We start from the raw sequence: 25483 nt of genomic DNA, 5'->3' as shown, positions 1-25483 counted from the left end.
GCGCGCTTGCCACTGTTCAGCGCTGCCTCAATCGTCCGTTGACTTCCAGTTGCCAATGTCCGCATTCTGGTCCTCGCCACCGGACAGACCGTCAGCACCCAGGGTGTAGATGTCCACCTCGCCGTTTTCACCGGGACTGAGGTACAGGTAGGGCCGACCCCAGGGATCCAGCGGCAGCTCCGGCAGGTAACCACCCTTCTTGAAGTTGCGCGGTACCGGGTCCAGGGAGCTGGGCTCAACCAGCGCTTGCAGCCCCTGCTCGGTGGTCGGGTAGACGTAGTTGTCCAGGCGATAAATCTTCAGCGCGGTCTCGATGGCCTTGAAATCGGCCTGCGCTTTCTGCACCCGCGCCTCATCGGCACGGTTGAGTACCGTGGGCGCCACCACACTGATCAGCAGGCCCATAATGACCAGCACCACCAGAATTTCCACCAGCGAGAAGCCGCTGTTTCTGTCTCTGTTCATAGTATTACTTCACCATCGTATTTAAATCGAATATCGGCAGCAGGATCGCCAGCACGATCAACAGCACCATGCCGCCCATCACCACCACCATCAGCGGCTCAAACAGGGCCATCATCGTTCCCAGGGTCATTTCCAGCTCGCGCTCCTGGTTGTCCGCCGAGCGCGCCAGCATGCTTTCCAGGTCGCCGCTGACCTCGCCGCTGGCCACCATGTGCACCATCATCGGCGGGATGCGACCGCTTTGCTGCAACGCCCTGCTGAGACTGCTGCCCTCCTGCACTAGTTCCGCGACCACCTTGCTGTCTTCCCGCAACACCAGATTGGTCAACACCTGTCCGGCTATGCGCAGGGCGTCGAGCAGCGGCACGCCGCTGGCCATCAATATGCTGAGGGTCGAGGCGAACCGCGCTGTATCGATGGCCACCACCAGCCGCGACCAGCCCGGGATTTTCAGCTGCAGGCGGTGCCATTGCCGGCGCCGCGATTCGCTGCGCAGCAACTGCCGCACCGCAATCACCAGCGTCACTATTCCCAGCAGCAGCCACAGGCCGGACTCGCGGAAGAAATCGCTGCAGGCAATCAGGATTTGCGTCAGCACCGGCAGTTCCCGGCTGGAGTGGGCGAAAATGCCCACCAGCTCAGGCACCACGAATACCATCAGTGCCACCACCACGGCGATCGCCACACCCACCAGGATGAAGGGGTAAATCATCGCCATTTTAAGCTTCTGGCTGGTGTACTGGCGCTGTTCGGTGTAGCTGGCCAACTGTTCCAGCACCGGACCGAGGTGGCCGGCGTGTTCGCCGGCCGCCACCATGGCCCGGTACATCTCATTGAATACCTGGGGAAACTCCGCCATTGAATAGGCGAGGGTATAGCCCTCCGAGACCCGCGATCGCACCTGCAGCAGCATGCCCTTGATGCGGGCGCTGCGACTCTGCTGGGCGGCCGCCTGCAGGGCCTCGTCCAGGGGCAGGTTGGACAACACCAGCGTCGCCAGTTGCCGGGTGACCATGGCCAGATCCCCGGCGGAGATGCGCGGCTGGAACAGCCGCGGCCGCCAGGACATGTTGTTGGCAGCGGCCCGGTTCGCTTCCTCGACTTCTACCGGCCGCAGGTTGCGGGAACGTAACTGGCCCCGCACCTGGCGCTCGGAGTCCCCCTCGAGGAAGCCCTTTACCAGTTTGCCCCTGTCGTTCAGCGCGCGGTAGCGGTAGGCGGTCATAGGCAGACAGCGACCTCAGTCCACCGAGGTCACCCGCATGACCTCGGCCAGGCTGGTTTCCCCGGTGAGGACTCGCCGCCGCCCGTCGGCCTGGATGGACGGGTAACGCTTGCGGGCGTGTGCCAGCATTTCCTGCTCGCTGGCATCCTGGTAAATCATGCTCCGCAGTTGCTCATCGACCTCGATCATTTCATATATGCCGGTACGGCCGCGGTAGCCGGTGTAATTACATTTGTCGCAGCCCCTGGCGTGAAACAGTTCCTCCACCTCCTCGTCCGCCAGCTGCAGCAGTTGGCGCTCGGCATCGGTCACCGGCTGGCTATCGCGGCAGACCCGGCACAGCAGGCGCACCAGGCGCTGGGACATGACCGCGAGCAGGCTGGACGACACCAGGAAAGGCTCGATGCCCATGTCCTTGAGCCGGGTAATGGCGCCGATGGCGGTATTGGTATGCAGGGTGGACAGCACCAGGTGGCCGGTCAGGGATGCCTGTACCGCAATCTCGCCGGTTTCCAGGTCCCGTATCTCGCCCACCATCACCACGTCCGGGTCCTGGCGCAGGATCGCCCGCAGTCCGCGGGCAAAGGTCATGTTTACCTTGCTATTGACCTGGGTCTGGCCAATGCCGGGGAGCATGTATTCCACCGGATCCTCGATGGTCATGATATTGCGCGAGCTCTCGTTGATGTGGCTGAGCCCGGCATAGAGGGTGGTCGTCTTGCCGGAGCCCGTGGGTCCGGTAACCAGGATGATGCCGTGGGGGCTGTGCAGGTGGCGGCGGTAGGCCTCGGCCACCTGCTCGTTCATATTGAGTTGTTCCAGCTTGAGCTGCCCCGCCGCCGTATCCAGCAGTCGCAGCACTACCCGCTCGCCGTGGGCCGAGGGGATGGTCGACATACGGATATCCACCGCGTGACCGGCGATTCGCACCGAGATACGGCCGTCCTGGGGCACCCGCTTTTCGGCGATATCCAGCCGGGCCATGACCTTCAGCCGCGACACCAGCAGCGGCGCCAGTGCGCGCTTCGGTGACAGTACTTCCGCCAGGACGCCGTCGATGCGATAGCGCACGCTGAGCCTGTCCTCGAATGTCTCGATATGGATATCCGAGGCCTGTTCCCGTACCGCCTGGGACAGAATGGCGTTGATGAGGCGAATGATCGGCGCGTCGTCTTCGGCATCCATCAGGTCGCCCGTGTCGGGAATCTCCTCCGCCAGCCGGCTGAGGTCCACATCGGCGCCGATGTCCTCCGCCATTTGCACCGCTTCGTTATTGTCGCGCTGGTAGGCGACCGTCAGCCGGCGCTTGAACTCCTCGGGCTCGACGCTTTCGGTGGTAAAGGGCTCGCCGAGCATGCGCCTGACCTCGCTCAGGACCCGCCAGCCGACCTGTCCCTGGGTCAGCACGTGGGGGCCTTCACTGCCGTCCACCAGCAATACGCCCTGCTGCTGGGCGAAGGTGAAGGGCAGCGAACGCTGCCCCGCGGGCTGGGCGACAAGCACGGGTTCCGCTGCGATATCGGGCTCGGCCATCAGTTGCTCCCGGCCCCGGCGGCGGCGGCGTCGGCGGCGGCGGCGCCAGCCTCGGCGGCACTCCGCTCTTCCCTGATTTCCTCGAGCTGCTGAATCTGCTGCTCCCACTCGGGCAGCAGGGGCAGGTTGCCGTCATCGAGGAACATCAGGCCCTGCTCGCGGCGCAACAGCTGCTGATCGCGAATATAGCGGTATTTCTCCGCGGTGGCGCCATCCAGCTCATCGTCATCACGGATGATGGTGGGACGGATAAAGATCAGCAGGTTGGTCTTGCTCACGTCCACGCTGTCGGATCGGAACAGGCGACCGAGGAAGGGAATATCGCCGAGCAGGGGCACCTTCTGCTGGCCGTCCTGGACACTGTCCTCGATCAGCCCGCCAAGCACCACCACCCGGCTGTCCCGGGCCAGCACCTTGGTCTGGATCTTGCGCTCACTGGTGATAATGTCCGCCGCCTCGGAAATCTGCGAGGCGCCGATGATCACGTTGGAGACTTCCTGCTCGATATCCAGCACCACCGAGTCGCCCTCATTGATATGCGGCGTCACCGACAGGGTGATGCCGACGTTTTCCCGCTCGATGGTCTGGAAGGGATTGGCGGCACCATCGCTGGCTCCGGTATTGGTATAGGAACCGGTGACGAAGGGCACGTTCTGGCCCACGGTGATATAGGCCTCCTGGTTGTCCAGGGTCAGCAGGCTCGGGGTGGAGAGGATATTGGCGTTGCCCTGGGTTTTGAGGGCATTGAGAATCACCGTCATGGTGAGGTCATCGTCCACCGTGCCCCAGCCCAGTGACAGCCCCGGGGTATTGGCCAGGGCACCGGCGAGGGCGGCAACATCGAATTCCTCATCGTCGCTGCTGACTTCATCATCACCGTTATCCGGGTTGAGCGCGCCGGCCAGTCGTTCCGCCTGGCTGGGGGCATTGATATTGCTGCCATAAAAGCCGCTATCGGTATTGGCGAACAGCCACTGCAGGCCAAGGTCCTGGCCCTCGCTGAGGGTCATCTCCACGATGATCGCTTCCACCAGCACCTGGGCTCGGCGGATGTCCAGACGGTGTATGACTGCCTCGATCGCCGCCATTTCATCGGCGTCGGCGGTGATAATGAGCGAGTTGGTACCCTCGTCGGCCTCGATGGTGGAGGACTTGCCGCTGCTGCGCGAGACCTTGCCATCGCCGGTTTCCAGCCGCTCGATATTCTGCATCACCTTGGTCAGGACCTCGGCGATGTCCTTGGCCTGGGCGTACTCGAGGTAGACTACCCGCACATTGCCGCTCTGCTCCAGCGGCGTATCCAGGTGCTTGATCAGCTGGCCCATTCGCGCCCGCTCCATTTCGTCACCGCTGACCAGCACGCTGTTGGTGCGGTTGTCGGCCACCAGCAGCACCTCGGTCTCGCCGCCGCTCTGCTTGGCCTCGGACTTGTTGAGCTTGTCGAGCATGGCCACCACGTCGTCGGCAACCGCATAGCGCAGGCGCACGATGTCAGTCTTCTGCACGGCGGAGCGATCCATGCGTTCAATGATGTCGCGGATGCGGTCGATGTTGGCCGAGACATCGGAGATGATAATGGCGTTGCTGGGGGCATAGGCCGCCATGTGCGCCTGCTGCGGCACCAGCGGCCGCAGTACCGGGATTAACTTGGCGGCGGATATATTGTCCAGCCTGATAACCTGGGTGACGTACTCGTCACTGCCGCGGGGGCCGTCATCGGCCACCGACACCGGCGATGAGCGAGCGTCCTTGTTCTGGATGATGCGCACCACGCCGCCGGAGCGCACCGCCGTGTAACCGTGCACTTCCAGTATCGACAGGAACAGGTCGTACAGCTCGTCCCTGGAAACCGGCTTGCTGGAAACAACCTTGACCTTGCCTTTCACCGCCGGGTCGACAACGATGGTGGTACCGGTGACCTCGGCAACGAATTTGATCAACTCCTGAATGTCGGTTTCCTTCAGGTTGACCGTGAAGTCCTGGGCGACCAGCGGGCCCGCGGCCAGGGTCAGCAGGAGCGCCATAACAGCGGCTCGAATAGGCCACAGGGCTTGTTTCACGCAGGAATTTCCTCTGGTTGGATTGGCTGTCATCTGTGTTTACTCACCCTCGCCCAGGCTGACACTGATCGAAACCAGTTCATCGCCCCGCTGTAAATCGAATACTGCCTCGCTGGCTGTGCGCATGGTCTGATACAGGCGCATGGTGTTGGCCGGGTCATTGAGGTCGATACCGTTAATGCTGGTCACCAGGTCACCGGCCACGAAGCCGAGCTGGGTGAACTGCTGCCGGTCCCGGCCCGGGGACACCCGGTAGCCGAGCAACTGGCCGTCCCTGCGCACCGCATTCACCGACACCACCTCCGCCAGCGACTGCGGGTTCTGGTACAGCTGCTCGCGGTAGGACTGGGCCAGTTGGGTGGCCGTCGCGTCGTTGCGTTTGTCCACCAGCGCCGGGGCCTCGCGATTAACCGGCAGCGGCAGGCGCGCGGCGGGAGCAGGGGCCGCTACCTGGGCATCCAGTTCATTCTCTTCGAACAGGTTCAGCAACTCGTAGGTGCCGTTATTGTCCAGCACCACCTGCCGCGGCATGACCTTGGCGAGCACAACCTTGTTGCCAACCGGCAGCTCGTCCTCCACCGCATACACCGCCTGTTTTTTCCGGTGCTCGATAATTGCATGGCCCAGGCCGTCCTCGCTGGAGGCCACCACGCCGCGGAGCGCCAGCTGCAGGCTGGTTTCCCGGGCGCCTTTCTCTATCCCCTCGCGGCTGGTGTCGGCAAGCGGCTGTTCCTCGACCGCCGCGACCACCGGTTCATCGGCCCCGACTTCGCCAAACAGGTGCAGCGCCTGCAGCCGCCCGATATCCACCGACGCCGGGCCGGCACTGCTCGGGGCCCGGGTAACGGGATTCACGATTTGGATATCCGCCGGCACAGTCGCCGGTTGGGCCGGGTAAATCGTCCAGAACAGGCTGGCCACCGATAGCAGCAGCCAGAAAACCAGCAGCGCCATAACCAGCTGGCGCAGGCGCCTCGCCCGCACCGGTTCGGCCAGCGCATGTACGGCAGCGGTCAGCGATGCGCCGATTCGCGAACCAAGATCGCTGGATTGATTAAGCCATTGGGCTGGCAAGGTCTACTCGCATGTCGGTTGCCGGCAAGCCGGCCGGAATGCCCCGATTATAGGGGGCGAAGGTAAAAGTTAAAACCGCGGCAAATGACGATTGTTGCCGGCTGGAATCGTGCAACTGGTGATCACTGGTGACACTATCCCTGGAAAAAGTAGCGCGCCGTCGCCAGCACCAGGGCCAGCCCCACCAGCGGATATATCCAGCGGCTCAGGCGCTGCACCCGCTCCGGTTCCATGGGACTGGCAAAGCGCTGCAGCACCACGGACAACAGGGCGATACCACCGAATATCGCCAGCAGCAGCAACAACAGATTAGTCATGCTCCCTCCTCCATGGGCGCGGTTCCGGCCCTGACCCTGGCATACCAGGCCGCGGGATTGTCGATTTCCCCGTCTGCGTCAAGCGGCGGGTAGGCCAGCCCGCGTTCACGGCAGTAATCGCGCACTTTCGGGTGCCCCCACTCAAAAAACAGTCGCTGCCAGGTCGGCGCGTCCAGTCTCGGTGACTGGTACATACCGGCGGCTGCGCGCTGGCGCTGGGCTTCGGCCAATATGATACCCGCCGCCACCGCGACATTGTACGACTCAACCATACCCACCATGGGAATGGCGATACAGTGGTCAACCCGGCTCAGGGCAGCATCGCTTACCCCGCGCCGTTCGGCTCCCAACAAAATCGCCGTGGGCCGGGTGTAGTCCAGCGCCCGGTAATCAACAGTATGCTGGCCAAGGTGGGCCGCCAGGACCTGGTAGCCCTCGGCCTTCAGGCTAGCGAGGACCGCCAGCGGCTCGCGGTGACGTTCCACGTCGACCCAGCTGTGAGAGCCCATGGCGGTGCCGCGAAAGGCCCGGTAGTCCTCGTCGCCGATCACCGCATGGACGGTCTGGATACCCACGGCATCGCAGTTGCGCACGATCGCCGACAGGTTGCGCTGCTTGTGCACAAAATCAGTGATTACGGTGAGGTCCGGCTGACGCTTGTCGAGCACGGCGCGCAGCCTGGCAATACGTTCGGGTGTCATGTCCCTGGCAAGGTGGCCCGTCGCCGATCAGCCCTCGACCCGGTAGGCGGCGGCGATCTGGTCGGCGCCGTTGACGGTGCAGCCGAGGTCTTTGAGCAGGCCGTCGCGCAGGCCGTAAATCCAGCCGTGCACAGAAACGGGCTGGTTCCGTGACCAGGCATTCTGGACGATGGTGGTGGAGCAAACATTGGCCACCTGCGCCTGGACGTTCAGTTCGCACAGCCGCGCGACCCGCGCCTCCTCATCGCTAATGGCGTCCAGTTCTTCCCCGTGGCGATGGATGACGTCCTTCACATGCCGCAACCAGTTGTCCACCAGCCCGTTGTCGCCATTCTCGTAGGCAGCCTGCACGCCACCACAGCCATAGTGGCCGACCACCATCACATGCTTGACCCGCAACACCTCCACGGCGTATTGCAGTACAGAGAGGCAGTTGAAATCGGAGTGCACCACCATGTTGGCGACGTTGCGGTGGACGAATACCTCACCCGGCATCAGGCCTACCACCTGGTTGGCCGGGACCCGGCTGTCGGAGCAGCCTATCCACAGGTATTCGGGCGATTGCTGACCCGCCAGCTTTTCGAAAAAGCCGGGGTCGTCGGTTTTCACGGTGTCCGCCCAGGAGCGGTTATTTGCAAACAGTTTATCCAGCGTATCCGGCACAGCCATTCCTTACACAAGCAGTGTCGTTAATCTTGAAAGCGCGGTGCAATTACCCCCCTTGGCGCGGGCATCCTCCAGCGCTTTCAGGCCGACGGTTTCCATTTGTCTGGCCAACTGGCTCATATCTACCGCCGGGTACTGCTGCGGCTCCCAGGTGACCATACCCACGCTAATGGTAACCTGCAGCACGGCACCCCGGCCATCATCGATGGCAAAATCCTCCACATCCCGGCGCATCCGCTCGGCAATTTCCTCGCCCAGGCTTTCACCGCTGCCCGGTATGAGCACCGCCATGCGCGAGCGCGAGAGACGGGCCATCATGTCGGTGGCGCGCAGGTCGGATGATATACGCTCGGCGACTTTTTTCAGCACGAAGTGACCGCGCACCTCACCGTAGTGCTGGTGCAGTTCATCGTACTCGTCAATCTCCATGGTCAGTACGGTGACGGGCTGGTCCGCCCGCCGGGCCCGGGCGATTTCCCGGGCGATATCCCGCTCGAATCCGCGCAGGTTGCTGATCTGGGTCAGCGGATCGAGCATGGTCAGCTGGGAAATCTGCTGGTGGGTGACCGCGCGGGTAAAACAGCGGGAGACAATGCTGGCCAGGTGCGCCAGCATATCCGCCTCCGCCTCACCCAGCACCAGGCTGTCTTCCTGTACGCCCAGGTGCAGGCTGCCGATCAGCCGTCCCGCGTCCATCAGCGGCAGCAGCAGTGCGTAGTCGATGCCGTGCTCGGATTTCAGCACTTCGAACATCCGCGAGTCGGTGGCATCAATCAGTTCGATGTCCGGTTCCAGGCCGTAAAGCTCCTGCATGTCGAAAGCATCACGCTGCAACTGCAGGTAAGGGCCGTAACGTTCACCGCCAACAATCAGCCCGGCCAGCACGTCCTCGGGATCGTGCAGCCACAGTTCGGATACCCGGAATGAAAAATGCCTGGGCATACTCACCAGCAGGACTTCGAGCAGGCTTTGCAAATCGACGGCGTCCAGCAGCATATGTTCGAGCTGCTGTGCCTGGAGATAGAGGTAACGGTTTAACTGGATGGTTTCAACGAGGCGGCGCTCGCGCAGCTCCGCGCCCGAGGCGACAGGTGGCGCCCCCTCGATTTCTTCGCGCTGGACCCCGCCATAGCTATTGTCTTCCGCCATACTACATCCGCGTGGACACCCGCACTTGAGATGACGGGCTGATTGTTATTGGCTGCCAAGTGTATGCTTCCTATAATGCCTATGCAATGCTGGCGCCCAGCGCAAGTCAGCCAAAAACCGCCACTGGTCCGGAGATTCCAGCCTTGAAACTCACCGTCGAAATGAGCCTCTATCCACTGCGGGAAGATTACATTCCCGTGATCAAGTCATTCATCGAAGCAGCGGCATCAACGCCCGGCATCAGCCTGGTCAGCAATGCGATGAGCACCCAGGTCTGTGGCGACTGGGACGAAGTGATGGCGCTGGTGAACAACTGTCTCAGGGCCAGCCACCAACGCTTTGGTAAACAGGTGCTGGTCTGCAAGTTTATTCCGGGCGAACTTGAAATCAGCGGCTGACGCGGGCCCTGCGCCCCGGGTCCGGCTCGAACAGGCCCTGGCCCAGTGGCCGCAGTGGCGCTGCACGCCGCCCCTGCCCGGCGCGCCCCATGTGCAGGGCACGCTGCCCGGCGGGCTGAGCAACCATAACTTCCTGGTGACTGCGGCGGGGCGGGACTTTGTGGTGCGCATAGACGGCATCAGCCCGCGCCAGCACGGCTTGAGCCGCCAGGCGGAATACCGCGCCCTGGCATCGGCCGCCGCTGCCGGCATCGCCCCCGGACCCTGTTATTTCAATCCCGAGCTGGGCGCGCTGGTTTGCCAGTATCTGCCCGCGGACACCGCACAACAGGTGACACCCGCAGACCTCGCCGCGCTGTGCCGGCGGATACATCGCCTGCCCCGGCGCCACCACCGTTTCGACCTCGACGCGCGCGTACGCCGCTACTGCAGCCTGCTGGAACGATGCGCAAAGCCCTTACCGCCTGCCCGGCTGCGCGCCCGGATCGAGCGTATCCTGCCCCAGTGCCAGACCCGGAACCCGGTGCTGTGCCACAACGACCTGTTGCCGGCCAACCTGCTCTACAGCGGCGGCCGGCTGCACGCCCTGGACTGGGAGTATTGCGCTATGGGCAACCCCTGGTTCGACCTGGCCGTGGCCGGTGACGGCCAGGGCTTCTCCCGCGATGACTTCGAGCTCTTCCTGTCCGCCTACCTGCAGCGCCAACCAACAGCTGACGACTGGCAGCAGCTGGCGCTGCAGCGCCTGGGCTACCGCTACCTGGAATTGCTCTGGCACCTGGTACAGGCCGAAGCGGAAGATATCCACCGCGTCAGCGCCCAGCGCCTGCCGCCGCTGGAGGCACTGCTGCAGGCAGACGCCGGGCACCAGACCTCAGCAGCGCCAGGGGAACCGCGCCCTTGAGCCGTCACTGGCACGTACTCGGCGCCGGCTCCATGGGCTGCCTGTTCGCCGCCGCGCTGGGCGAGGCGGGCTGCCGGGTCAGCCTGTTGCTGCGCGCATCCCGGCCGCAGCAGCAGGGCGCGATCACGGTGACCACCGGGGCGGGCAGCAGCAGCTGCCCGGTTATCCTGGACAGCCCTGCTGGCAGCGCAGCAATCGGTCACCTGCTGGTCTGCACCAAGGCTTATGACATCAGCGATGCGGTGGCCGGTATTGCCCACCGGCTGGACCCGGCCACCCCCGTCGTGCTCGCGGCCAACGGCCTGGGCTATCTCGAGTGGTTCGACACACAGCTGCCGGGACAGCCGCTGTACTGCTGCCTCAGCACCGAGGGCGCCTATCGCACCGGGCCACTTAAGGTCCATCACGCGGGCCGCGGCAGCAACCTGATCGGCAGCCCCGCGGGACTCCCTGCCCCGGCATGGCTGGATGACTGGACCGCGAGCACCCTCGACACCCGCTGGGAACCCCGGATCAGGGACGCCCAGTGGCACAAGCTGGCGATCAACTGCGCTATCAATCCCCTGACCGCCGTCAATCGCTGCCGCAACGGAGAGCTGGCCCGCGACGACAGGCTGCGGGCGCAGGTCACTCAGCTCTGCGACGAGATCAGCGCGGTTAGCCGCGCCGCCGGCTTTAGCCGCACCGCGGCAAGTATCCACCGGGAGGTAGCGACAGTGATCGCCAACACCGCCAACAACCGCTCCTCCATGCTCCAGGACGTGCTCGCCGGGCGCGCCACCGAGATCGCTTTTATCACCGGTTACCTGCTGGACACCGCCGAGCGCCTGGGCGTGGCAGCGCCACTGAATCGTAGGCTATTACAGGAGCTGGACAGGCATGAGCGTTAATTCTACTGACCTCGCCCCCGCCCTGCTGCTGGCGGCACTCGCCGTCAGCGGCCTGGTGGCCAGCGACTGGCGCCGCGTGCTGGCGGGCCGGTTTGTGTTCAAGCCGCTGGCGGCCCTGTCATTCATCTGGCTGGCAGTACTGCTGGGCGCCACCCAGACCAGCTACGGCCAGTGGCTGCTGGCGGGCCTGCTGCTCTGCGCCCTGGGCGACGTGCTGCTGATGTTCGAGGCCGAGCGCGCCTTCCTCGCCGGGCTGCTCGCCTTTCTCTGCGGTCACCTGCTGTATGCCGCGGCCTTTACCCGGCTCCCCGTCAATACCGGCGGCCTGGCGCTGTCTGCGGCACCGGCGCTGGTGCTGATGGTGCTTACCCTGCGCTGGCTGCGGCCCCACCTGCAGTGGCCGATGAAAGCCGCGGTGCCGCTGTACATCCTGGTGATCGTCGCCATGCTGGTGTTTGCCGGCGGCACCTGGGGCCAGCCCGGCGCCCTGCTGATCCTGGCCGGCGCCTGGGGCTTTGCCTTCTCCGACCTGGCGGTTGCCCGCCGCCAGTTTGTCAATGCGTCGCGGCGCAACGGGCTGTGGGGAACACCGCTGTACTTCGGCGCCCAGCTACTGCTTGCCGCCAGCGTGGCCTGGCAAACGGCGGCCTAATCCAGCAGCGCGCGGGTGGTGCTCGTGATCAGCTCGCGCCAGACCGGTTCCGGCAGCTGCGGCGAAAATACCGCCTGGCGGTAGGCAAAGGTCTCGCCAGCGCCGCGGGAGATCGCAAACAGGCAGGCGATCTCATCACAGCGCAGGCTGGTGTTGAGCACCATCGCCGGGGGCATATCGGCGAGCATGGCGTAGTAGGCCCGCGGGCGCACCGAGCCGCTGGCATGCAGCGGTCCGATGGCGAGCTCGGCGGCCTGGTAAACCCCGTCCATCAACCACACATCACTGATTTCCCGGGGCAGGCCAGTGGCACGGAGCTGCATGCCCGGCGCCTCAAAATGCACCCTGGTCGGGTACTCCTGCATCGCCAGCGCAATGGGAAAACCAATCGCCGCCGCCAGGCTGGCCGCGAGGGTAAAGCGGGTCGAGGGACGCAGGCTGCGCAGGTGGCGCAGGGCGCGGCCGCCGAGGCTGCGTTTTAGCCGTGAGCGGCCGCCCGCGCGCAGGCCGGCGGGAATATCCAACGGCAGGTCTGCCGGAGACTCGAGCCGAAACACCGGCTCCGCCTCCTGCCGCAGGCGCTCCCCCTCCAGCACCGGCAACTGCTGCCGCAGCAGGCGCAGCTGCCGGCGCACCGGATGGGTATTGGCCGGCCGGTCGCCGGGCTCGCGCTGCAACAACTGCGCCACCAGCGCGGCCAGTTCCATCGGCAGGCGCTCACGGGCGGCCGTGTAGTCCGCCGGGGCAGGCGCGGCAGCGGACAACAGTCGCTGGGTATCCAGCGAGCCCTGGCGCCAAAACGGGTGCTCGCCATACAGCATCCGGTACAGCAGGCAGCCGAGCGCAAACAGGTCAGAGCGCAGGTCCAGCCCGGTACCGCTCAGGTGCTCCGGGCTCAAGGCGCTCTCGCTGCCCCGGCGGGGCATGGCGTTCACCGCGGCATCCCGGGCAATACCAAAGTCGGTGAGTTTGGCCCGCCCCCGGCGGGTGATGAGGACATTGGCCGCCTTCAGGTCGCCGTGAACCACTTTCTGCTGGCGTGCCGCGGCCAGCGCGGCGACCAGATCCAGGGCAACGGCCAAAACACTGGCGATGCTGAGGGCGCGATGCTGCAGCAGCTCCTCGAGGTCACAACCCGGCACGTATTCCATTACTATCGCCAGGTGACCGGCGGATTCGATGATGTCGTAGATCTGCACCACCTGGGGGCAGCTGATCCGCGCTGCCCGGCGCGCCTCCGCCAGTGCCTGGCGCCGGCCCGCCCGGCTGGCCGGCAAACTGTGGATTTTGATCGCCACCTGGCGTCGCAGGCGGCTGTCGTAGCCGAGATAGACCTTGCCCTGGCCGCCTCCCTTGATCAGGCGGACGATGCGGTAGGGGCCAACCCGGTTCTCCAGCACGACAGCTTCAGGCGCGGGCGCGCAGGGCCCGCAAGCGTTGCCGCAAGCCGGACTCGGATACCTGCAGGGCCATTGCCGCCTCGCGCACGTCGTCGCCACAGGCATCCAGGGTCGAGCGCAGTTCCGCGATGGGCACGTCAGTGGCACTGCGGTACTTGTCCGAGTTACTGATGCGCCGGTACAGCGCCTGCCTGCTGACTCCCAGCGCTTCTGCCACCGCCGCAACCTCGTAGCGGGCCTCGCGCATCGCTACCTCGAATTCCGCTTCGCTGACCTCGTTCAGGCGACGCCAGCGCCGCTCCTCCGGCGCCGGCGCATTACCACCAGCGCGGTCTGTACCGCGCTCCCCCCCGGTGGCACACAGGCTCGCCGACACGGTCTCCGGCAGCACCGGCTCCGCCCCACTGGCGAGCACCACCTGGGCAGCGTAGTTCTCCAGCTGGCGGACATTGCCGGGCCAGTGATAGCCGCAAAAACGGTGAAACAGCTGTGCCCAGCGCGCCAGGTCGCGTTCCTCGGTCATCGATGCCTCCAGCCAGCGCCCGCGCCCGTCCCGCCCGGCGGCGCGCTGCAGGGCGCTGAGCAACAGCAGGCCGATATCCTCCGGGTGCTCGCGCAGGGCTGGCACCGCTATTTCCAGGGCGCCCAGGCGATAACGCAGCGCCGACTTGAAGCTACAGCCCTCCCCTTCCAGCTGCGCGTCTGTGGCGGAGATAACCCGCAGATCAATGTTGCGGGTGGCACCGCCCAGCACCTGGATTTCGCGCTGCTGCAGCGCCCGCAGCAGCAGCGGCTGCACTTCCTCCGGCGTATCACCGACCTCGTCGAGGAACAGGGTGCCGCCTTCGGCCTGGCGGAAGTAACCGGGGCGCGCCCGGTCCGCGCCGGTAAAGGCCCCGCGGGTATTGCCGAACAGGTCGGCCGCCGCCAGCGAGGGCGGAATGGCCGCCATGTTCACGCTCACCAGGGGAGCGCTGGCGCGGCGACTGCCGGCGTGGATGGCCCGCGCCACCAGTTCCTTGCCAGCACCGGTCTCGCCCAGAATGAGCACGTCGAGATCACTGTGCGCCGCCCGCTGGATTTGCGCCCGCAGCTGCTGCATGACCGGGCTTGTCCCCAGCAGGCCGTTGGCGTCCGCGGCCACCTCCGGGGCCGGCGCGGTCCGCCTCAGCATCAGTACCACCGAGTGGGAGAGCAGCAAGGGCACCCCCGCCGCCAGCGCCGCACCATCGAACACGACATCGCCCTGCACTTCCCGTCCCGCGGCCCGGCAGCGACTGGCGCGTTGCGGCCGCACCAGGCGAATGCCGTCCCCTTCAGGCTGCAATCGCAGCGCCCGGCGGCTGATATAGGGATTGTCCAGCGGCGCCGCGACAGCCCCGGTCCCGTCGTCAAACAGCGGGCTGTGGCGGCCCAGCAGGCACTCGCCACTGGCCCAGTCCAGCACTGCGCTCTGGCCGATGCGCCCGGTACAGGGGTGGAAGACGATGGTGCAACGCAAGTGCTCCGCGCAGTCCGCGGCGACGGCGACATCGCTCAGGGTCGGTAAGGTTTTCTCGCTGTTGACTCGCGGCATGTGAGCTGTGGCGACCGGGGCCGCTTTCCGCTTGTTTTTTGTTCAGCTTAGCAGCTGCGGGGAATTTTGCCCGGCGGCTTACAGCAGCACCACCAGCGCGGCAATAACGGCAACCCAGCAGACGCTCGCCCGGCGAACCAGTGCGGCAAAGGTCTCATTCTGGGCCGCCGCCCGCTGACCGCTCAGTTCACCCTCCTCCTGCGGCACCCCGTCCTCGCCGGTGGCGGCAATGGCCACGGTGTAAAGCACGTCCGTGGACGGCATGCGCGCGGCGCGCAGCACCTCCCAGAGCTCGTCGGCGCTGGCGACGAAATTGCCGGTGAGGGTAAAAGCGGCGGCGAGCAGGCGCACCGGCACCCAGTCGACATAGAACAGCAGCCGCTGCCGCTCCGCGTCGCCATTGCAGCTGAGGTGGATCAGGCGATAGGCCAGGGCCCCCACCGGCCCCAGCACCAGGAAGTAAAACAACACCGCGAACCAGCGCTGGTAAGCCTGGTACAGGAAGCCCTGCTGGGCCCGCTGGTGCATGCTGCGGGCGTCCAGCTGCGCCTCGGTGCGAAACCAGTCGTACTCGGTGGAGGCCGCCAGCCAGGCCGCCTCGAAATCACCGCGGCGGCACTGGCTGCGATAACGCTCCTGTTGCGCCCCCAGGTTGCTGCGGCCGAGGCTGTAAAGCAGGATGACGACCGCGGCCGCTATCCAGGCCAGCCCGAACAACAAGGGTCTGAGCTCTGCCAGCACCAGGGCGGCGACAATCACCGGCAACAATACCGCCACCAGCACCAGCGCGGCTCCGTCCAGGCCCAGGGATCGCAACTGGCCCTGCCAGCGCCGGTACCAGCCGTCGTGCAACAGCCAGTCCTCCAGCGGCGTCAAGCGCTCGAGGACGATGGCGATAATCAGGGCGAGAAAAGTCATCAGGCATACTCCTTGCCGTTGGCCGGCAGCGCCTGCCGATAGCGCCGCCAGTCGAAAGCGGGGCCGGGGTCGGTCTTGCGCCCGGGGGCGATGTCACAGTGGCCGACAATCCGCTCCGGCCGCAGCTGCGGATAAGTCTCGAACAGGGCGGCGGTGACCGCGGCCAGGGCCTGGTACTGGGCGTCGGTATAGGGCAACTGGTCGGTGCCTTCCAGCTCTATGCCTATGCTGAAATCGTTGCAGTTGTCGCGACCGTCGAACGCAGACACCCCGGCGTGCCAGGCCCGCTCATCGAAACTGACGAACTGCAGCAGCTCGCCCTCGCGGCGTATCAGCAGGTGGGCGGACACCCGCAGGCCGCGGATCCCGGCAAAAAACGGGTGCGCCTCCCAGTCCAGGCAATTGGTGAAGAAACGCTCGATGGAGTCGCCGCCAAACTGGCCCGGCGGCAGGGAGATATTGTGGATGACCAGCAGGTCGGGGGCACAGCCGGCGGGGCGCAGCTCACAGTTCTCGCTCGGCACCCGGCGCGCTGCCAGCAACCAGCCGTCCTTTACCCTGTACTTGTTATTATCTTTCCCCATACCCCCATAATAGGTGACTCTCCCGGCCCCCTCAATGGCGGGACTGTCGAAGCCGGTGGCAGCCCTGCTACAATCAGCGCCCCCGAGGCAACCGACAGCAGCAATGGCCAGCAGTAATTCCGTAATACCCACCGCCGAACAGATCCACGCCAACGTGCGCGCCGCGCTGGAGGAGGACATCGGCGCGGGTGACATTACCGCGCAACTGATTCCCGCCGACGCTGTCGCCCGCGGCCGGGTCATTACCCGCGAGCCCGGCATCCTCTGCGGCTCCCGCTGGGTGGATGCAGTATTTGCCGCCGTGGATCCCGCTATCAGCCTGCAGTGGCTGAAGCAGGACGGCGACGCGATCGTCGCCGATGACATCCTGTTCACCTTCGAGGGCCCGGCCCGGGGCCTGCTCACCGGCGAGCGCAGCGCCCTCAACTTCCTGCAGCTGCTGTCCGGCACCGCCACCCTGTGCCATCACTATGCCTCCCTGGTGACCGATACCGGCGTCAGGCTGCTGGACACCCGCAAAACCATTCCCGGGCTGCGCATCGCCCAGAAGTACGCCGTGCACTGCGGCCGCTGCCACAATCACCGGGTGGGGCTCTGGGATGCCTTCCTGATCAAGGAAAACCACATCGCCGCCTGTGGCGGCATAGCGGCGGCGGTGGAGACCGCCCGCGACACCGCCCCCGGCAAGCCGGTGGAAGTTGAAGTGGAAAACCTGGATGAACTGGAGCAGGCACTGGCGGCGGGCGCCGACCGCGTGATGCTGGATAATTTCTCGCTGGAGGACATGCGCAGCGCCGTGACGGCCACCGCCGGCCGCGCCGAGCTCGAGGCCTCGGGCAATGTCACCGAGCTGACCCTGCGGCCCATTGCCGAGACCGGCGTGGATTATATTTCCATCGGTGCCCTGACCAAGGACTGCAAGGCGCTGGACCTGTCCATGCGCCTGCTATGACAGCTCTGCTATAGCAGGGCTGTGTCGCTGACGATCACGCCGTTATTGTCGGCGTAGACATACTCGCCGGGGGCGATGGTCACCCCGCCCATGGACACCGGCACATCGCGCTGGCCCATACCCAGTTTCTCGGTTTTCAGCGGCGTGGTGCCCAGCGCCTGCACCCCCAGCGGGGTCTCGCCAATCTCGTCGACGTCGCGAATGGCGCCGTTGATCACCAGCCCGGCCCAGCCATTGGCCGCCGCTTGTTCCGCCAGCATGTCGCCCAGCAGCGCCCGGCGCAGGGAACCGCCACCGTCGACCACGATCACCCGGCCCTCACCCGGCTCGCCGACACAGGCCTTGACCAGGGAATTGTCCTCGTGGCACTTGATAGTGACCGCCGGGCCGCCGAAGCGTTTTACCGCACCGTAACTGGTGAACTGCAGCTCTATCGCCCGGGCCCGGGGATGCTCGTCTGTGAGGTCCGGTGTACTTATTGCCGCCATATCAGATCAGGTCCAGCGGGTAGGACTGCAGGCTGCCGCCGGCGGTGGCCACGGCACCTGCGTGGGCGGTGCAGCGCGGCAGGATCTGCTCGGCGTAGTACAGGGCGGTGCCGATCTTGGCCTCGTAGAAGGGATTGTCGCTGCCGTCGCGCAGGCGCTGCAGGGCCACCAGCGCCGAGCGCCCCAGGTGCCAGCCGCCGAACAGGTAGCCGGTCTGCATCATGTACTCGAAGGAGGCCCCCAGGGCGGTGTTGGCGTCGCTGGCCAGGGCCTGCAGAATCACCTCGGTGGCACGCTCCTGCTCCACCAGGGCCGCCTCCAGGGCGTGCGCAATACCGCTCATGCGCTGGTCCTCGGCGGCGCGCAGGCCGGTGACGGTCGCGCGCACTTCCTCGAGCGTTGCCGCCATGGTCGAGCCGCCATCGCGGCCCAGCTTGCGCGACACCAAGTCCGCCGCCTGGATGCCGTTGGTGCCCTCGTAAATGGGGGTGATGCGCACGTCGCGCAGGTACTGGGCGGCGCCGGTCTCTTCCACGTAACCCATACCGCCGTGGACCTGCACCCCCAGTGAGGTCACTTCCTGGGCGCCCTCGGTGAGCCAGCCCTTGATCACCGGGATCATCAGGTCGACCCGGGCCTGCTGGCCGGCGCGCTGCTCCTCGGAGCCGCGATGGGCCAGATCCATGGTCACCGCTTCCGTATAGGCCAGGCCGCGCATGGCCTCGCACAGGGACTTCATGTTCAGCAGCATGCGCTTGACGTCGGCGTGCTCGATAATCGGCACCCCGCCCTGCACCCGTTCGCGGGCGTAGGCGGTGGCTTTCTGCAGGGAACCCTCGGCGGCGCCCAGGGCCTGCACCCCCACCTTGTGCCGGGCTTCATTCATCATGGTGAACATGCAGGCCAGGCCGCGGTTTTCCTCGCCCAGCAGGTAGCCGATGGCGCCTTCATTGTCGCCAAAGGCCATGACGCAGGTGGGGCTGCCGTGGATACCCAGCTTGTGCTCGCAGGAGACCGGGTACACGTCGTTGCGCTCGCCCAGGCTGCCATCGGCGTTGACCAGGAACTTGGGCACGATAAACAGGGAGATACCGCGGCTGCCGGCGGGGGCGTCGGGCAGCTTGGCCAGCACCAGGTGGATGATGTTGTCGGTGGCCTGGTGGTCACCCCAGGTGATAAAGATTTTCTGCCCGCTGATACGGTAGTGGTCGCCCTCGGGCACGGCCCTGGCCTTCATCACCCCCAGGTCGGAACCGGCGCCGGACTCGGTCAGGTTCATGGTGCCCATCCACTCGCCGCTATGCATTTTTTCCAGGTAGGTCTGTTTCTGCTCCTCGGTGCCGTGGGCGTGAATCGCCAGCGCGGCGCCGCTGCTGAGCATGGGAGCCAGCCCCAGGGCCATGTTGGCGCCGTTCCACATCTCGTGGCCGACGGTATTGTAAATTTCCGGCAGGCCCTGGCCGCCGTAGTCGGGGTCGGAGGAGATACCCACCCAGCCGCCGGCGCCCAGCTGGCGCAGGGCGGCGTCGTAGCCGGGTGAGGCGGTGACCGCGCCATCGGCACAGACCGCGGGCTGCTCATCACCCACCCGGCGCAGGGGCGCGAGTTCGTCGCCCGCCAGCTTGGCGGCCTCGTCCACCAGGGCGGTGGTCAGCTCCGGGCCGATGCCAAAGTCGGCAAAATCGGGGATAGAGCCCAGCACCGACTGGACGTCCAGCACCTCGTCGATCAGAAAGTTCATGTCTTCAACTGGTGCGCGATAAGTACCCATGGTGTCTCCTGGCGTTGATGATTGCGGCTGTGCGGACGGTAGTATAGGCAGGGAGCCAGGGAAATGGCTGTCCCAAAAACGTTGGCAATTTTATCCCCAGGCGTATAATTCCCGAAAGCTATCATCAGTATTTTCATCATTCACTATGTGAATATGGGGGCCCCGTGAACGTCAACCGTGTCGATCTCAACCTGCTGGTCTACCTGGATGCCCTGCTGCGCGAGCGCAATGTCACCCAGGCCGCCAACCAGCTGAACCTAAGCCAGCCCGCCATGAGCAACGGCCTGCGCCGGCTGCGGGAGCTGTTCGATGACCCGCTGCTGGTGCGCACCAGCGATGGTATGACCCCCACCGAACGCGCCCTGGAACTGGAACCGGTGGTGCGGGAGGTGCTGACCACGATCGACCGGGCGGTACAGCCGCGCACCGATTTCGAGCCCGCCGAGGCCCGGCGGGTGTTTCGCATCATGGCCAGCGACTATGCCGAGTCCACCCTGTTTCCCGCCGTGCTGGCCAAGCTGCGCAGCGTGGCCCCCGGCATCACCCTGGACATCATGACCCCCTCCGATGTCAGCTTCCTGGACGTGGAGCGGGGCAAGGTGGACATGGTGATCAACCGCTTCGACTCCATGCCCCAGTCCTTCCACCAGATCCACCTCTGGGACGATACCTTTTCCTGCATTCTCAATACCGAGAACCCGATGCTGGAGAACTTCACCCTGGACACCTACCTCGCCGGCGATCACGTCTGGGTGAGCAAGACCGGCATGGGCGTGGGCGTGGGCGTGAACCCGGACGATGTGCAGCGCCTGGGCTGGGTGGACGTGGCCCTGAACAAGCTGGGCAAGAAGCGCCAGATCCGGGTGTTCACCCGCCACTACCAGGCCGCCATGACCCTGGCCGAGCAGAACGACCTGATCGTCACCCTGCCCACCCGGGCCGCCATGCTCAAGCGCGACAACCCCCGGGTGGTGCTGCGCGACCCACCGCTGGAGATCCCGCCGCTGGAGCTGAAAATGGCCTGGAGCCCGCTGCTGCAGCACAATCCGGCCAACCGCTGGCTGCGCAAGCTGATCGCCGACACCGCGCGGGAGCTGGACGGCCAGGCGCCCACGATCTAGATTCACCGCCGGAATGACGGTGATAAAAACGATAAATTAGCTAAATCTTACCCCGACTCCTAGAATCAGCATCGATACCACGAGGGCCCGCCCTCCGCCTCCGTTTTACAAGGAACGCACCATGACTGATCGCATCCAGCAAGGTGGCCTGCAGGTTGCCACCGTACTCCACCAGCTGCTCGAAAACGACATCGCCCCGGGCACCGGCGTGGATCCGGCGCACTTCTGGCAGGCGCTGGAAGCCATTGTCAGCGACCTGGCCCCAGAAAACCGCGCCCTGCTGGCGGTGCGCGAGGACATGCAGGCGAAAATCGACGACTGGCACCGGGCCAATCCCGGCGCGGATTACGACCGGGCCGCCTACAAGGCCTTTTTACAGGACATCGGCTACCTGCTGCCCGAGGGCGAGGACTTCGCCATCAGCACCGACAACGTCGACCCGGAAGTGGCCACCCTCGCCGGGCCGCAGCTGGTGGTGCCGGTGATGAACGCCCGCTACGCCCTCAACGCCGCCAACGCCCGCTGGGGCAGCCTGTACGACGCCCTGTACGGCACCGACGTCATTGCCGAGGACGGCGGCGCTGAACGGGCCGGCGCCTACAACCCGGTGCGCGGTGACCGGGTAATCGCCTATGCCCGCGACTTTCTCAACAAACACTGCCCGCTGGCGGCCGGCGACCACAGCCAGGCCACAGCCTACACCGTGGCGGGCGGCCAGCTGCAGGTAGCACTGCCAGGCGGCGACAGAACCGGCCTGGCGGACAGTAGCCAGTTCGCCGGCTTCAGCGGCAGCGCCGACCAGCCCGACAGCATCCTGCTGCGCCACAACGGCCTGCACATCGAGATCCAGATCGACCCCGCCAGCCCGATCGGCGCCACCGATACCGCCGGCGTCAAGGACCTGGTGCTGGAAGCGGCGCTGACCACCATCCAGGACTGCGAGGACTCGGTGGCCGCAGTGGATGCCGAGGACAAGGTCGTGGTGTACCGCAACTGGCTGGGCCTGATGCGCGGCGACCTCAAGGACAGCTTCGACAAGGGCGGCAAAACCACCACCCGCACACTGAACCCGGACCGGGAATTCACCGCCGCCGACGGCTCCACCCTCACCCTGCCCGGCCGCAGCTTATTGTTCGTGCGCAACGTCGGCCACCTGATGACCAACGAGGCCATCCTCGACGCCGCGGGCAAGGAGATTCCCGAGGGCATCATGGACGCCATGTTCACCGCCCTGATCGCCCTGCACGACCTCAACAAGGACGCCGGCGCCGCGCGCAACTCCCGCCGGGGCAGCGTGTACATCGTCAAACCCAAGATGCACGGCCCGGACGAAGTGGCCTTTACCTGCAAGCTGTTCGACCGCGTCGAGGACGCCCTGGGCCTGGCCCGCAACACCCTGAAAGTGGGCATTATGGACGAGGAGCGCCGCACCACGGTCAACCTCAAGCAGTGCATCCGGGTGGCGCGGGAACGGCTGGTATTCATCAACACCGGTTTCCTCGACCGCACCGGCGACGAGATTCACACCAGCATGGAAGCGGGCGCCATGACCCCCAAGGGCGCCATGAAGCAGGAGCCCTGGATCAACGCCTACGAGGACTGGAACGTGGACAAGGGCCTGGCCTGCGGCCTGCAGGGCAGGGCCCAGATCGGCAAGGGCATGTGGGCCATGCCCGACCTGATGGCGGAGATGATGAGCGCCAAGATCGGCCATCCCATGGCCGGCGCCAGCACCGCCTGGGTACCCTCGCCCACCGCCGCGACCCTGCACGCCATGCACTACCACGATGTGAATGTGGCCGAGCGCCAGGAAGAATTGAAGCAGCGGACACCGGCATCCCTGGATGACATCCTCGCCATTCCCCTCAAGGGCGCCGCTGGCCTGTCACCGGAGGACATCCAGCGCGAACTGGACAACAACGCCCAGGGCATCCTCGGCTACGTGGTGCGCTGGATCGACCAGGGTGTGGGCTGTTCCAAGGTCCCCGATATCAACCATGTGGGCCTGATGGAAGACCGCGCCACCCTGCGCATTTCCAGCCAGCACCTGGCCAACTGGCTGCGCCACGGTGTGTGCAGCGAAGCCCAGGTGCGCGAGACCCTGGAGCGCATGGCCGTGGTAGTGGACGAGCAGAACGCCGGCGACCCGGCCTACCGCAACATGGCCCCCGACTTCGACGCCAGCGTCGCCTTCCAGGCCGCCTGCGATCTGGTGTTCCTGGGGACGGACCAGCCCAGCGGCTATACCGAGCCGGTGCTGCATGCCCGGCGGCGGGAGGCGAAGGCGAAATACCTCAAAAGCTGATCGAAAAATCCCCACAAGCGGTTTCGATAAATAATTAGTGTACGTCCGGAAACTTACATTCTCGTCATCCCCGCGCACGCGGGGATCCAGCGACCCCTTGCAGACACTGGCTTCCCGGAGCGCCGGCCGCCGCTTGCGCGGGAATGACTGGTGGGGATCATAACCGGCGCTTCCGGACGGACACTTATTAGAGGAAGTGTGCTCTAATATATTTGATGTGGTAACCAATATCCCCTACTGAGGATCATGTGTAGCCAAGGTTTGATGTACGCTACTATGCTCACAAAAGAAAGCCGTACACTGCATATGCGGCTAACCAAACAGACATAATTCAGGGGATTGGACGTGGTCAGAAGCACGGATAGCTTTTTCTTGCGGGACATCCAGGGCTTACGCGCCATTGCGGTTATTCTGGTGATACTGGCGCATGCTGGTATCCCCGGCATGCAAGGGGGATTCATCGGTGTCGACGTATTCTTCGTCCTATCTGGATACCTGATCACCGGAATTCTTTACCGAGAATACCACTCAACTGGAACGATACGCCTACACAACTTTTACTCGCGTCGGCTAAAACGCCTGCTACCGGCAATGCTGACGATGATACTGCTTACCAGTGTGGCCGCGTCGATATTGCTCTCCAGTCAGGAGAGTTCCACCAGTTCAAGATCAGCGCTATTCGCTCTAACGTGGACCAGCAATCTGTTCTTCGCTTTCCGTGATATCGACTATTTTAACGAGTTGGAGACCTCAGACCTGTTTCTTCACACATGGTCACTGGGGCTGGAGGAACAGTTTTACCTGTTGTGGCCTCTGTTGCTGCTCGCAATATTCCGCCTTTCCATAAAACCTGACGCTGCTGATAAATATCGTGCGAGACCAACAGTCCTGGTCTACCTCCTGAGCATCGCAGCCATAAGCATGGCTACCTCCATTTGGTGGACAGAAATCAAGCCCATGTGGGCGTACTATCTGATGCCCGCCAGGATCTGGCAGTTCGCATTGGGTGCGCTTGTATTTTTCTTTACCGCTGCGATACCCGGAGGGTATTCATTTCAGAAAACAATAGGAATTGATACGTTCCTGCGCTGGGCTGGGCTGGCAACTCTTCTCGTCGCCGCAACGCTAATTGACCCTGCCAGGAACAGCTACCCTGGTTTCTGGGCAATACTACCCACGTTGGGTACGGCATTGATTTTGGCGAGCATCAACACAAATCGCCACAGTTCTGTACTGGGAAATAGCCTGGTCGTCTGGATCGGTGATAGATCCTATTCGTGGTACCTCTGGCACTGGCCGATTTTCACTATCGCAGGTCTTCTCAATATTTTTCAGGACACGGCTGCCTCTTTTATCCTGATTTTGATTTCCTTGATTGCCGCATCAATATCGTACGTTGTGATTGAGCGACCTTTCTGGCACGGTCGATTTAGTTTCTTTAAACCCAGAACTGTATTCACCGGATCACTGACCGCTGTACTCTTGGGTACATTGACAATTAATCTCGTACAGACGGAAGGCGACCTGGTCAATGAGTCCACCATCGCGGCTGATATCCAGCAGGCGAAAAAGGACATGCCAATTATTTATGGATATGGGTGTGATACCTGGTACAGCAGTGAGAAAGCGGTCCCCTGCGAATTTCGGGCGGACAACTATGGTAAAACCATTGTTTTGCTGGGTGACAGTGTACTTGCCCAGTGGTTCACGCTTTTCGCAGAAATCTATTCTCCCCCTGAATGGCGAATTCTGGTTTACACCAAATCGGCATGCCCAATCGTGGACGAAGACTTTTTCTATGAACGAATAGGCTCAACATATTCGGTTTGTACAAATTGGCGAAACAGCGTTATCGAGGCGATTGGAAACATCGAACCAGACGTTTTGATTCTGGGCAGTGGCAACACTGAAAAGTTTAACCGCGTCCAGTGGATTGAGGGGACCAAGCGAATCCTTGACAAGGTAACAATTGCGGCCCAAAACACTTATATATTAGTCGGTACGCCCGCACTTCCATTTAACGGACCTGGGTGCCTGATGAGGGCACTTGAATCAGAGAGCGCTACGCCCGCAACAGTACAGCGACTAGCCCAGCATTGTGGCTCATCGAAACCACTAGAACACGTAGCCAGGATTCATGGTTACCTGGCGACAGCTGCCAGCAACTTTACCTCTGCCCACTTACTGGCCTTTACAGAATTAGTTTGCCCGGGCGGCATCTGTTCGGCCATCTCGCCCCAAGGCACTGTGACCTTTCGAGACAGCCAACACTTGACAGATACCTTCGTGAGGGAACTGGTGCCCCTGGCTAGCAAAGTCCTTACTAAAAATTAA

The 25483-nt window shown here is 64.1% G+C and carries 23 protein-coding genes; 8 read left to right on the top strand and 15 right to left on the bottom strand.

The features are described 5' to 3' along the window. Positions 1-27: 27 nt before the first annotated feature. The 9 genes from gspG to DWB85_RS00995 form a co-directional block, all read right to left on the bottom strand. Complete coding sequence (gspG, locus tag DWB85_RS01035; RefSeq protein ID WP_117952326.1) at positions 28-465, bottom strand: type II secretion system major pseudopilin GspG; 438 nt, start codon at positions 463-465, stop codon at positions 28-30. A 4-nt stretch (positions 466-469) separates the two neighbouring features. Continuing rightward, complete coding sequence (gspF, locus tag DWB85_RS01030; protein WP_117952325.1) at positions 470-1690, bottom strand: type II secretion system inner membrane protein GspF; 1221 nt, start codon at positions 1688-1690, stop codon at positions 470-472. Between the two features lie 15 nt (positions 1691-1705). Further along, positions 1706-3223 (bottom strand): type II secretion system ATPase GspE, encoded by a 1518-nt coding sequence (gspE, locus tag DWB85_RS01025; protein WP_117952324.1) that lies wholly within the window; start codon positions 3221-3223, stop codon positions 1706-1708. Then, on the bottom strand, positions 3223-5247 hold the full coding sequence (gspD, locus tag DWB85_RS01020; protein ID WP_239017184.1) for a type II secretion system secretin GspD: 2025 nt from the start codon (positions 5245-5247) through the stop codon (positions 3223-3225). The genes gspE and gspD overlap by 1 nt, the downstream gene beginning before the upstream one ends. A gap of 75 nt (positions 5248-5322) precedes the next feature. Further along, positions 5323-6357, bottom strand: coding sequence for a type II secretion system protein GspC (gene gspC, locus DWB85_RS01015; RefSeq protein WP_239017183.1), 1035 nt, complete (start codon positions 6355-6357; stop codon positions 5323-5325). Between the two features lie 134 nt (positions 6358-6491). Beyond that, the gene (locus DWB85_RS01010) at positions 6492-6674 is read right to left on the bottom strand and encodes a hypothetical protein (RefSeq protein ID WP_117952322.1); all 183 of its coding nucleotides are present in this window, start codon (positions 6672-6674) and stop codon (positions 6492-6494) included. Further along, positions 6671-7375 carry a tRNA (guanosine(18)-2'-O)-methyltransferase TrmH gene (gene trmH / locus DWB85_RS01005; RefSeq protein WP_117952321.1) on the bottom strand — a complete coding sequence of 235 codons (705 nt, stop codon included), beginning with the start codon at positions 7373-7375 and terminating at the stop codon, positions 6671-6673. Before trmH ends, DWB85_RS01010 begins: the two co-directional genes overlap by 4 nt. Before the next feature lie 27 nt (positions 7376-7402). After that, positions 7403-8044, bottom strand: coding sequence for a carbonate dehydratase (can, locus tag DWB85_RS01000; RefSeq protein ID WP_117952320.1), 642 nt, complete (start codon positions 8042-8044; stop codon positions 7403-7405). Positions 8045-8047: 3 nt separating this feature from the next. Beyond that, positions 8048-9190, bottom strand: coding sequence for a GGDEF domain-containing protein (locus DWB85_RS00995; RefSeq protein ID WP_117952319.1), 1143 nt, complete (start codon positions 9188-9190; stop codon positions 8048-8050). Between the two features lie 143 nt (positions 9191-9333). On the opposite strand from DWB85_RS00995, the gene DWB85_RS00990 reads away from it, so the two are divergent. The 4 genes from DWB85_RS00990 to DWB85_RS00975 are packed head-to-tail and all read left to right on the top strand — an operon-like array spanning position 9334 to position 12034. Further along, a complete protein-coding gene (locus DWB85_RS00990) occupies positions 9334-9588 on the top strand; it encodes a YkoF family thiamine/hydroxymethylpyrimidine-binding protein (protein WP_117952448.1) in 255 nt (84 codons plus the stop codon). Next, positions 9572-10492, top strand: a complete 921-nt coding sequence (locus DWB85_RS00985) for a phosphotransferase (protein ID WP_162845959.1) — start codon at positions 9572-9574, stop codon at positions 10490-10492. Before DWB85_RS00990 ends, DWB85_RS00985 begins: the two co-directional genes overlap by 17 nt. Then, positions 10489-11382 (top strand): ketopantoate reductase family protein, encoded by an 894-nt coding sequence (locus DWB85_RS00980; protein WP_133300534.1) that lies wholly within the window; start codon positions 10489-10491, stop codon positions 11380-11382. Before DWB85_RS00985 ends, DWB85_RS00980 begins: the two co-directional genes overlap by 4 nt. Then, positions 11372-12034 carry a lysoplasmalogenase gene (locus DWB85_RS00975; protein WP_117952316.1) on the top strand — a complete coding sequence of 221 codons (663 nt, stop codon included), beginning with the start codon at positions 11372-11374 and terminating at the stop codon, positions 12032-12034. Before DWB85_RS00980 ends, DWB85_RS00975 begins: the two co-directional genes overlap by 11 nt. Here the strand turns inward: DWB85_RS00975 and DWB85_RS00970 are convergent. The 4 genes from DWB85_RS00970 to ampD all read right to left on the bottom strand — a co-directional run bounded on the left by DWB85_RS00970 (position 12031) and on the right by ampD (position 16512). Further along, positions 12031-13434, bottom strand: a complete 1404-nt coding sequence (locus DWB85_RS00970; RefSeq protein WP_162845958.1) for a serine/threonine-protein kinase — start codon at positions 13432-13434, stop codon at positions 12031-12033. The two genes, DWB85_RS00975 and DWB85_RS00970, sit on opposite strands and share 4 nt — an antisense overlap. Before the next feature lie 7 nt (positions 13435-13441). Beyond that, on the bottom strand, positions 13442-15010 hold the full coding sequence (locus DWB85_RS00965; protein ID WP_117952313.1) for a sigma 54-interacting transcriptional regulator: 1569 nt from the start codon (positions 15008-15010) through the stop codon (positions 13442-13444). A gap of 78 nt (positions 15011-15088) precedes the next feature. Continuing rightward, a complete protein-coding gene (ampE, locus tag DWB85_RS00960; RefSeq protein WP_117952311.1) occupies positions 15089-15928 on the bottom strand; it encodes a regulatory signaling modulator protein AmpE in 840 nt (279 codons plus the stop codon). Further along, a complete protein-coding gene (gene ampD / locus DWB85_RS00955) occupies positions 15928-16512 on the bottom strand; it encodes a 1,6-anhydro-N-acetylmuramyl-L-alanine amidase AmpD (protein WP_117952309.1) in 585 nt (194 codons plus the stop codon). The genes ampE and ampD overlap by 1 nt, the downstream gene beginning before the upstream one ends. Before the next feature lie 103 nt (positions 16513-16615). On the opposite strand from ampD, the gene nadC reads away from it, so the two are divergent. Further along, the gene (gene nadC / locus DWB85_RS00950) at positions 16616-17464 is read left to right on the top strand and encodes a carboxylating nicotinate-nucleotide diphosphorylase (protein WP_117952307.1); all 849 of its coding nucleotides are present in this window, start codon (positions 16616-16618) and stop codon (positions 17462-17464) included. A gap of 8 nt (positions 17465-17472) precedes the next feature. On the opposite strand, the gene rraA is transcribed toward nadC, so the two are convergent. Both rraA and DWB85_RS00940 read right to left on the bottom strand, forming a co-directional pair. Beyond that, entirely contained in the window at positions 17473-17952 is a 480-nt protein-coding gene (gene rraA, locus DWB85_RS00945) for a ribonuclease E activity regulator RraA (protein ID WP_117952305.1), read from the bottom strand. Position 17953: 1 nt separating this feature from the next. Next, complete coding sequence (locus DWB85_RS00940; RefSeq protein ID WP_117952303.1) at positions 17954-19723, bottom strand: acyl-CoA dehydrogenase; 1770 nt, start codon at positions 19721-19723, stop codon at positions 17954-17956. A gap of 164 nt (positions 19724-19887) precedes the next feature. Here DWB85_RS00940 and DWB85_RS00935 point away from each other — a divergent pair, with 164 nt between their 5' ends. From DWB85_RS00935 to DWB85_RS00925, 3 genes are all read left to right on the top strand, one after another. Further along, on the top strand, positions 19888-20844 hold the full coding sequence (locus DWB85_RS00935; RefSeq protein ID WP_117952301.1) for a LysR family transcriptional regulator: 957 nt from the start codon (positions 19888-19890) through the stop codon (positions 20842-20844). Positions 20845-20965: 121 nt separating this feature from the next. After that, complete coding sequence (locus DWB85_RS00930) at positions 20966-23149, top strand: malate synthase G (RefSeq protein WP_117952299.1); 2184 nt, start codon at positions 20966-20968, stop codon at positions 23147-23149. Positions 23150-23494: 345 nt separating this feature from the next. After that, positions 23495-25483, top strand: coding sequence for an acyltransferase family protein (locus DWB85_RS00925; protein ID WP_162845957.1), 1989 nt, complete (start codon positions 23495-23497; stop codon positions 25481-25483).

Origin of the sequence: Seongchinamella sediminis (genome assembly GCF_003457605.1) — a bacterium.
GTDB lineage: Bacteria > Pseudomonadota > Gammaproteobacteria > Pseudomonadales > Halieaceae > Halioglobus > Halioglobus sediminis.
This window is presented reverse-complemented; position numbering and strand designations above follow the sequence as displayed.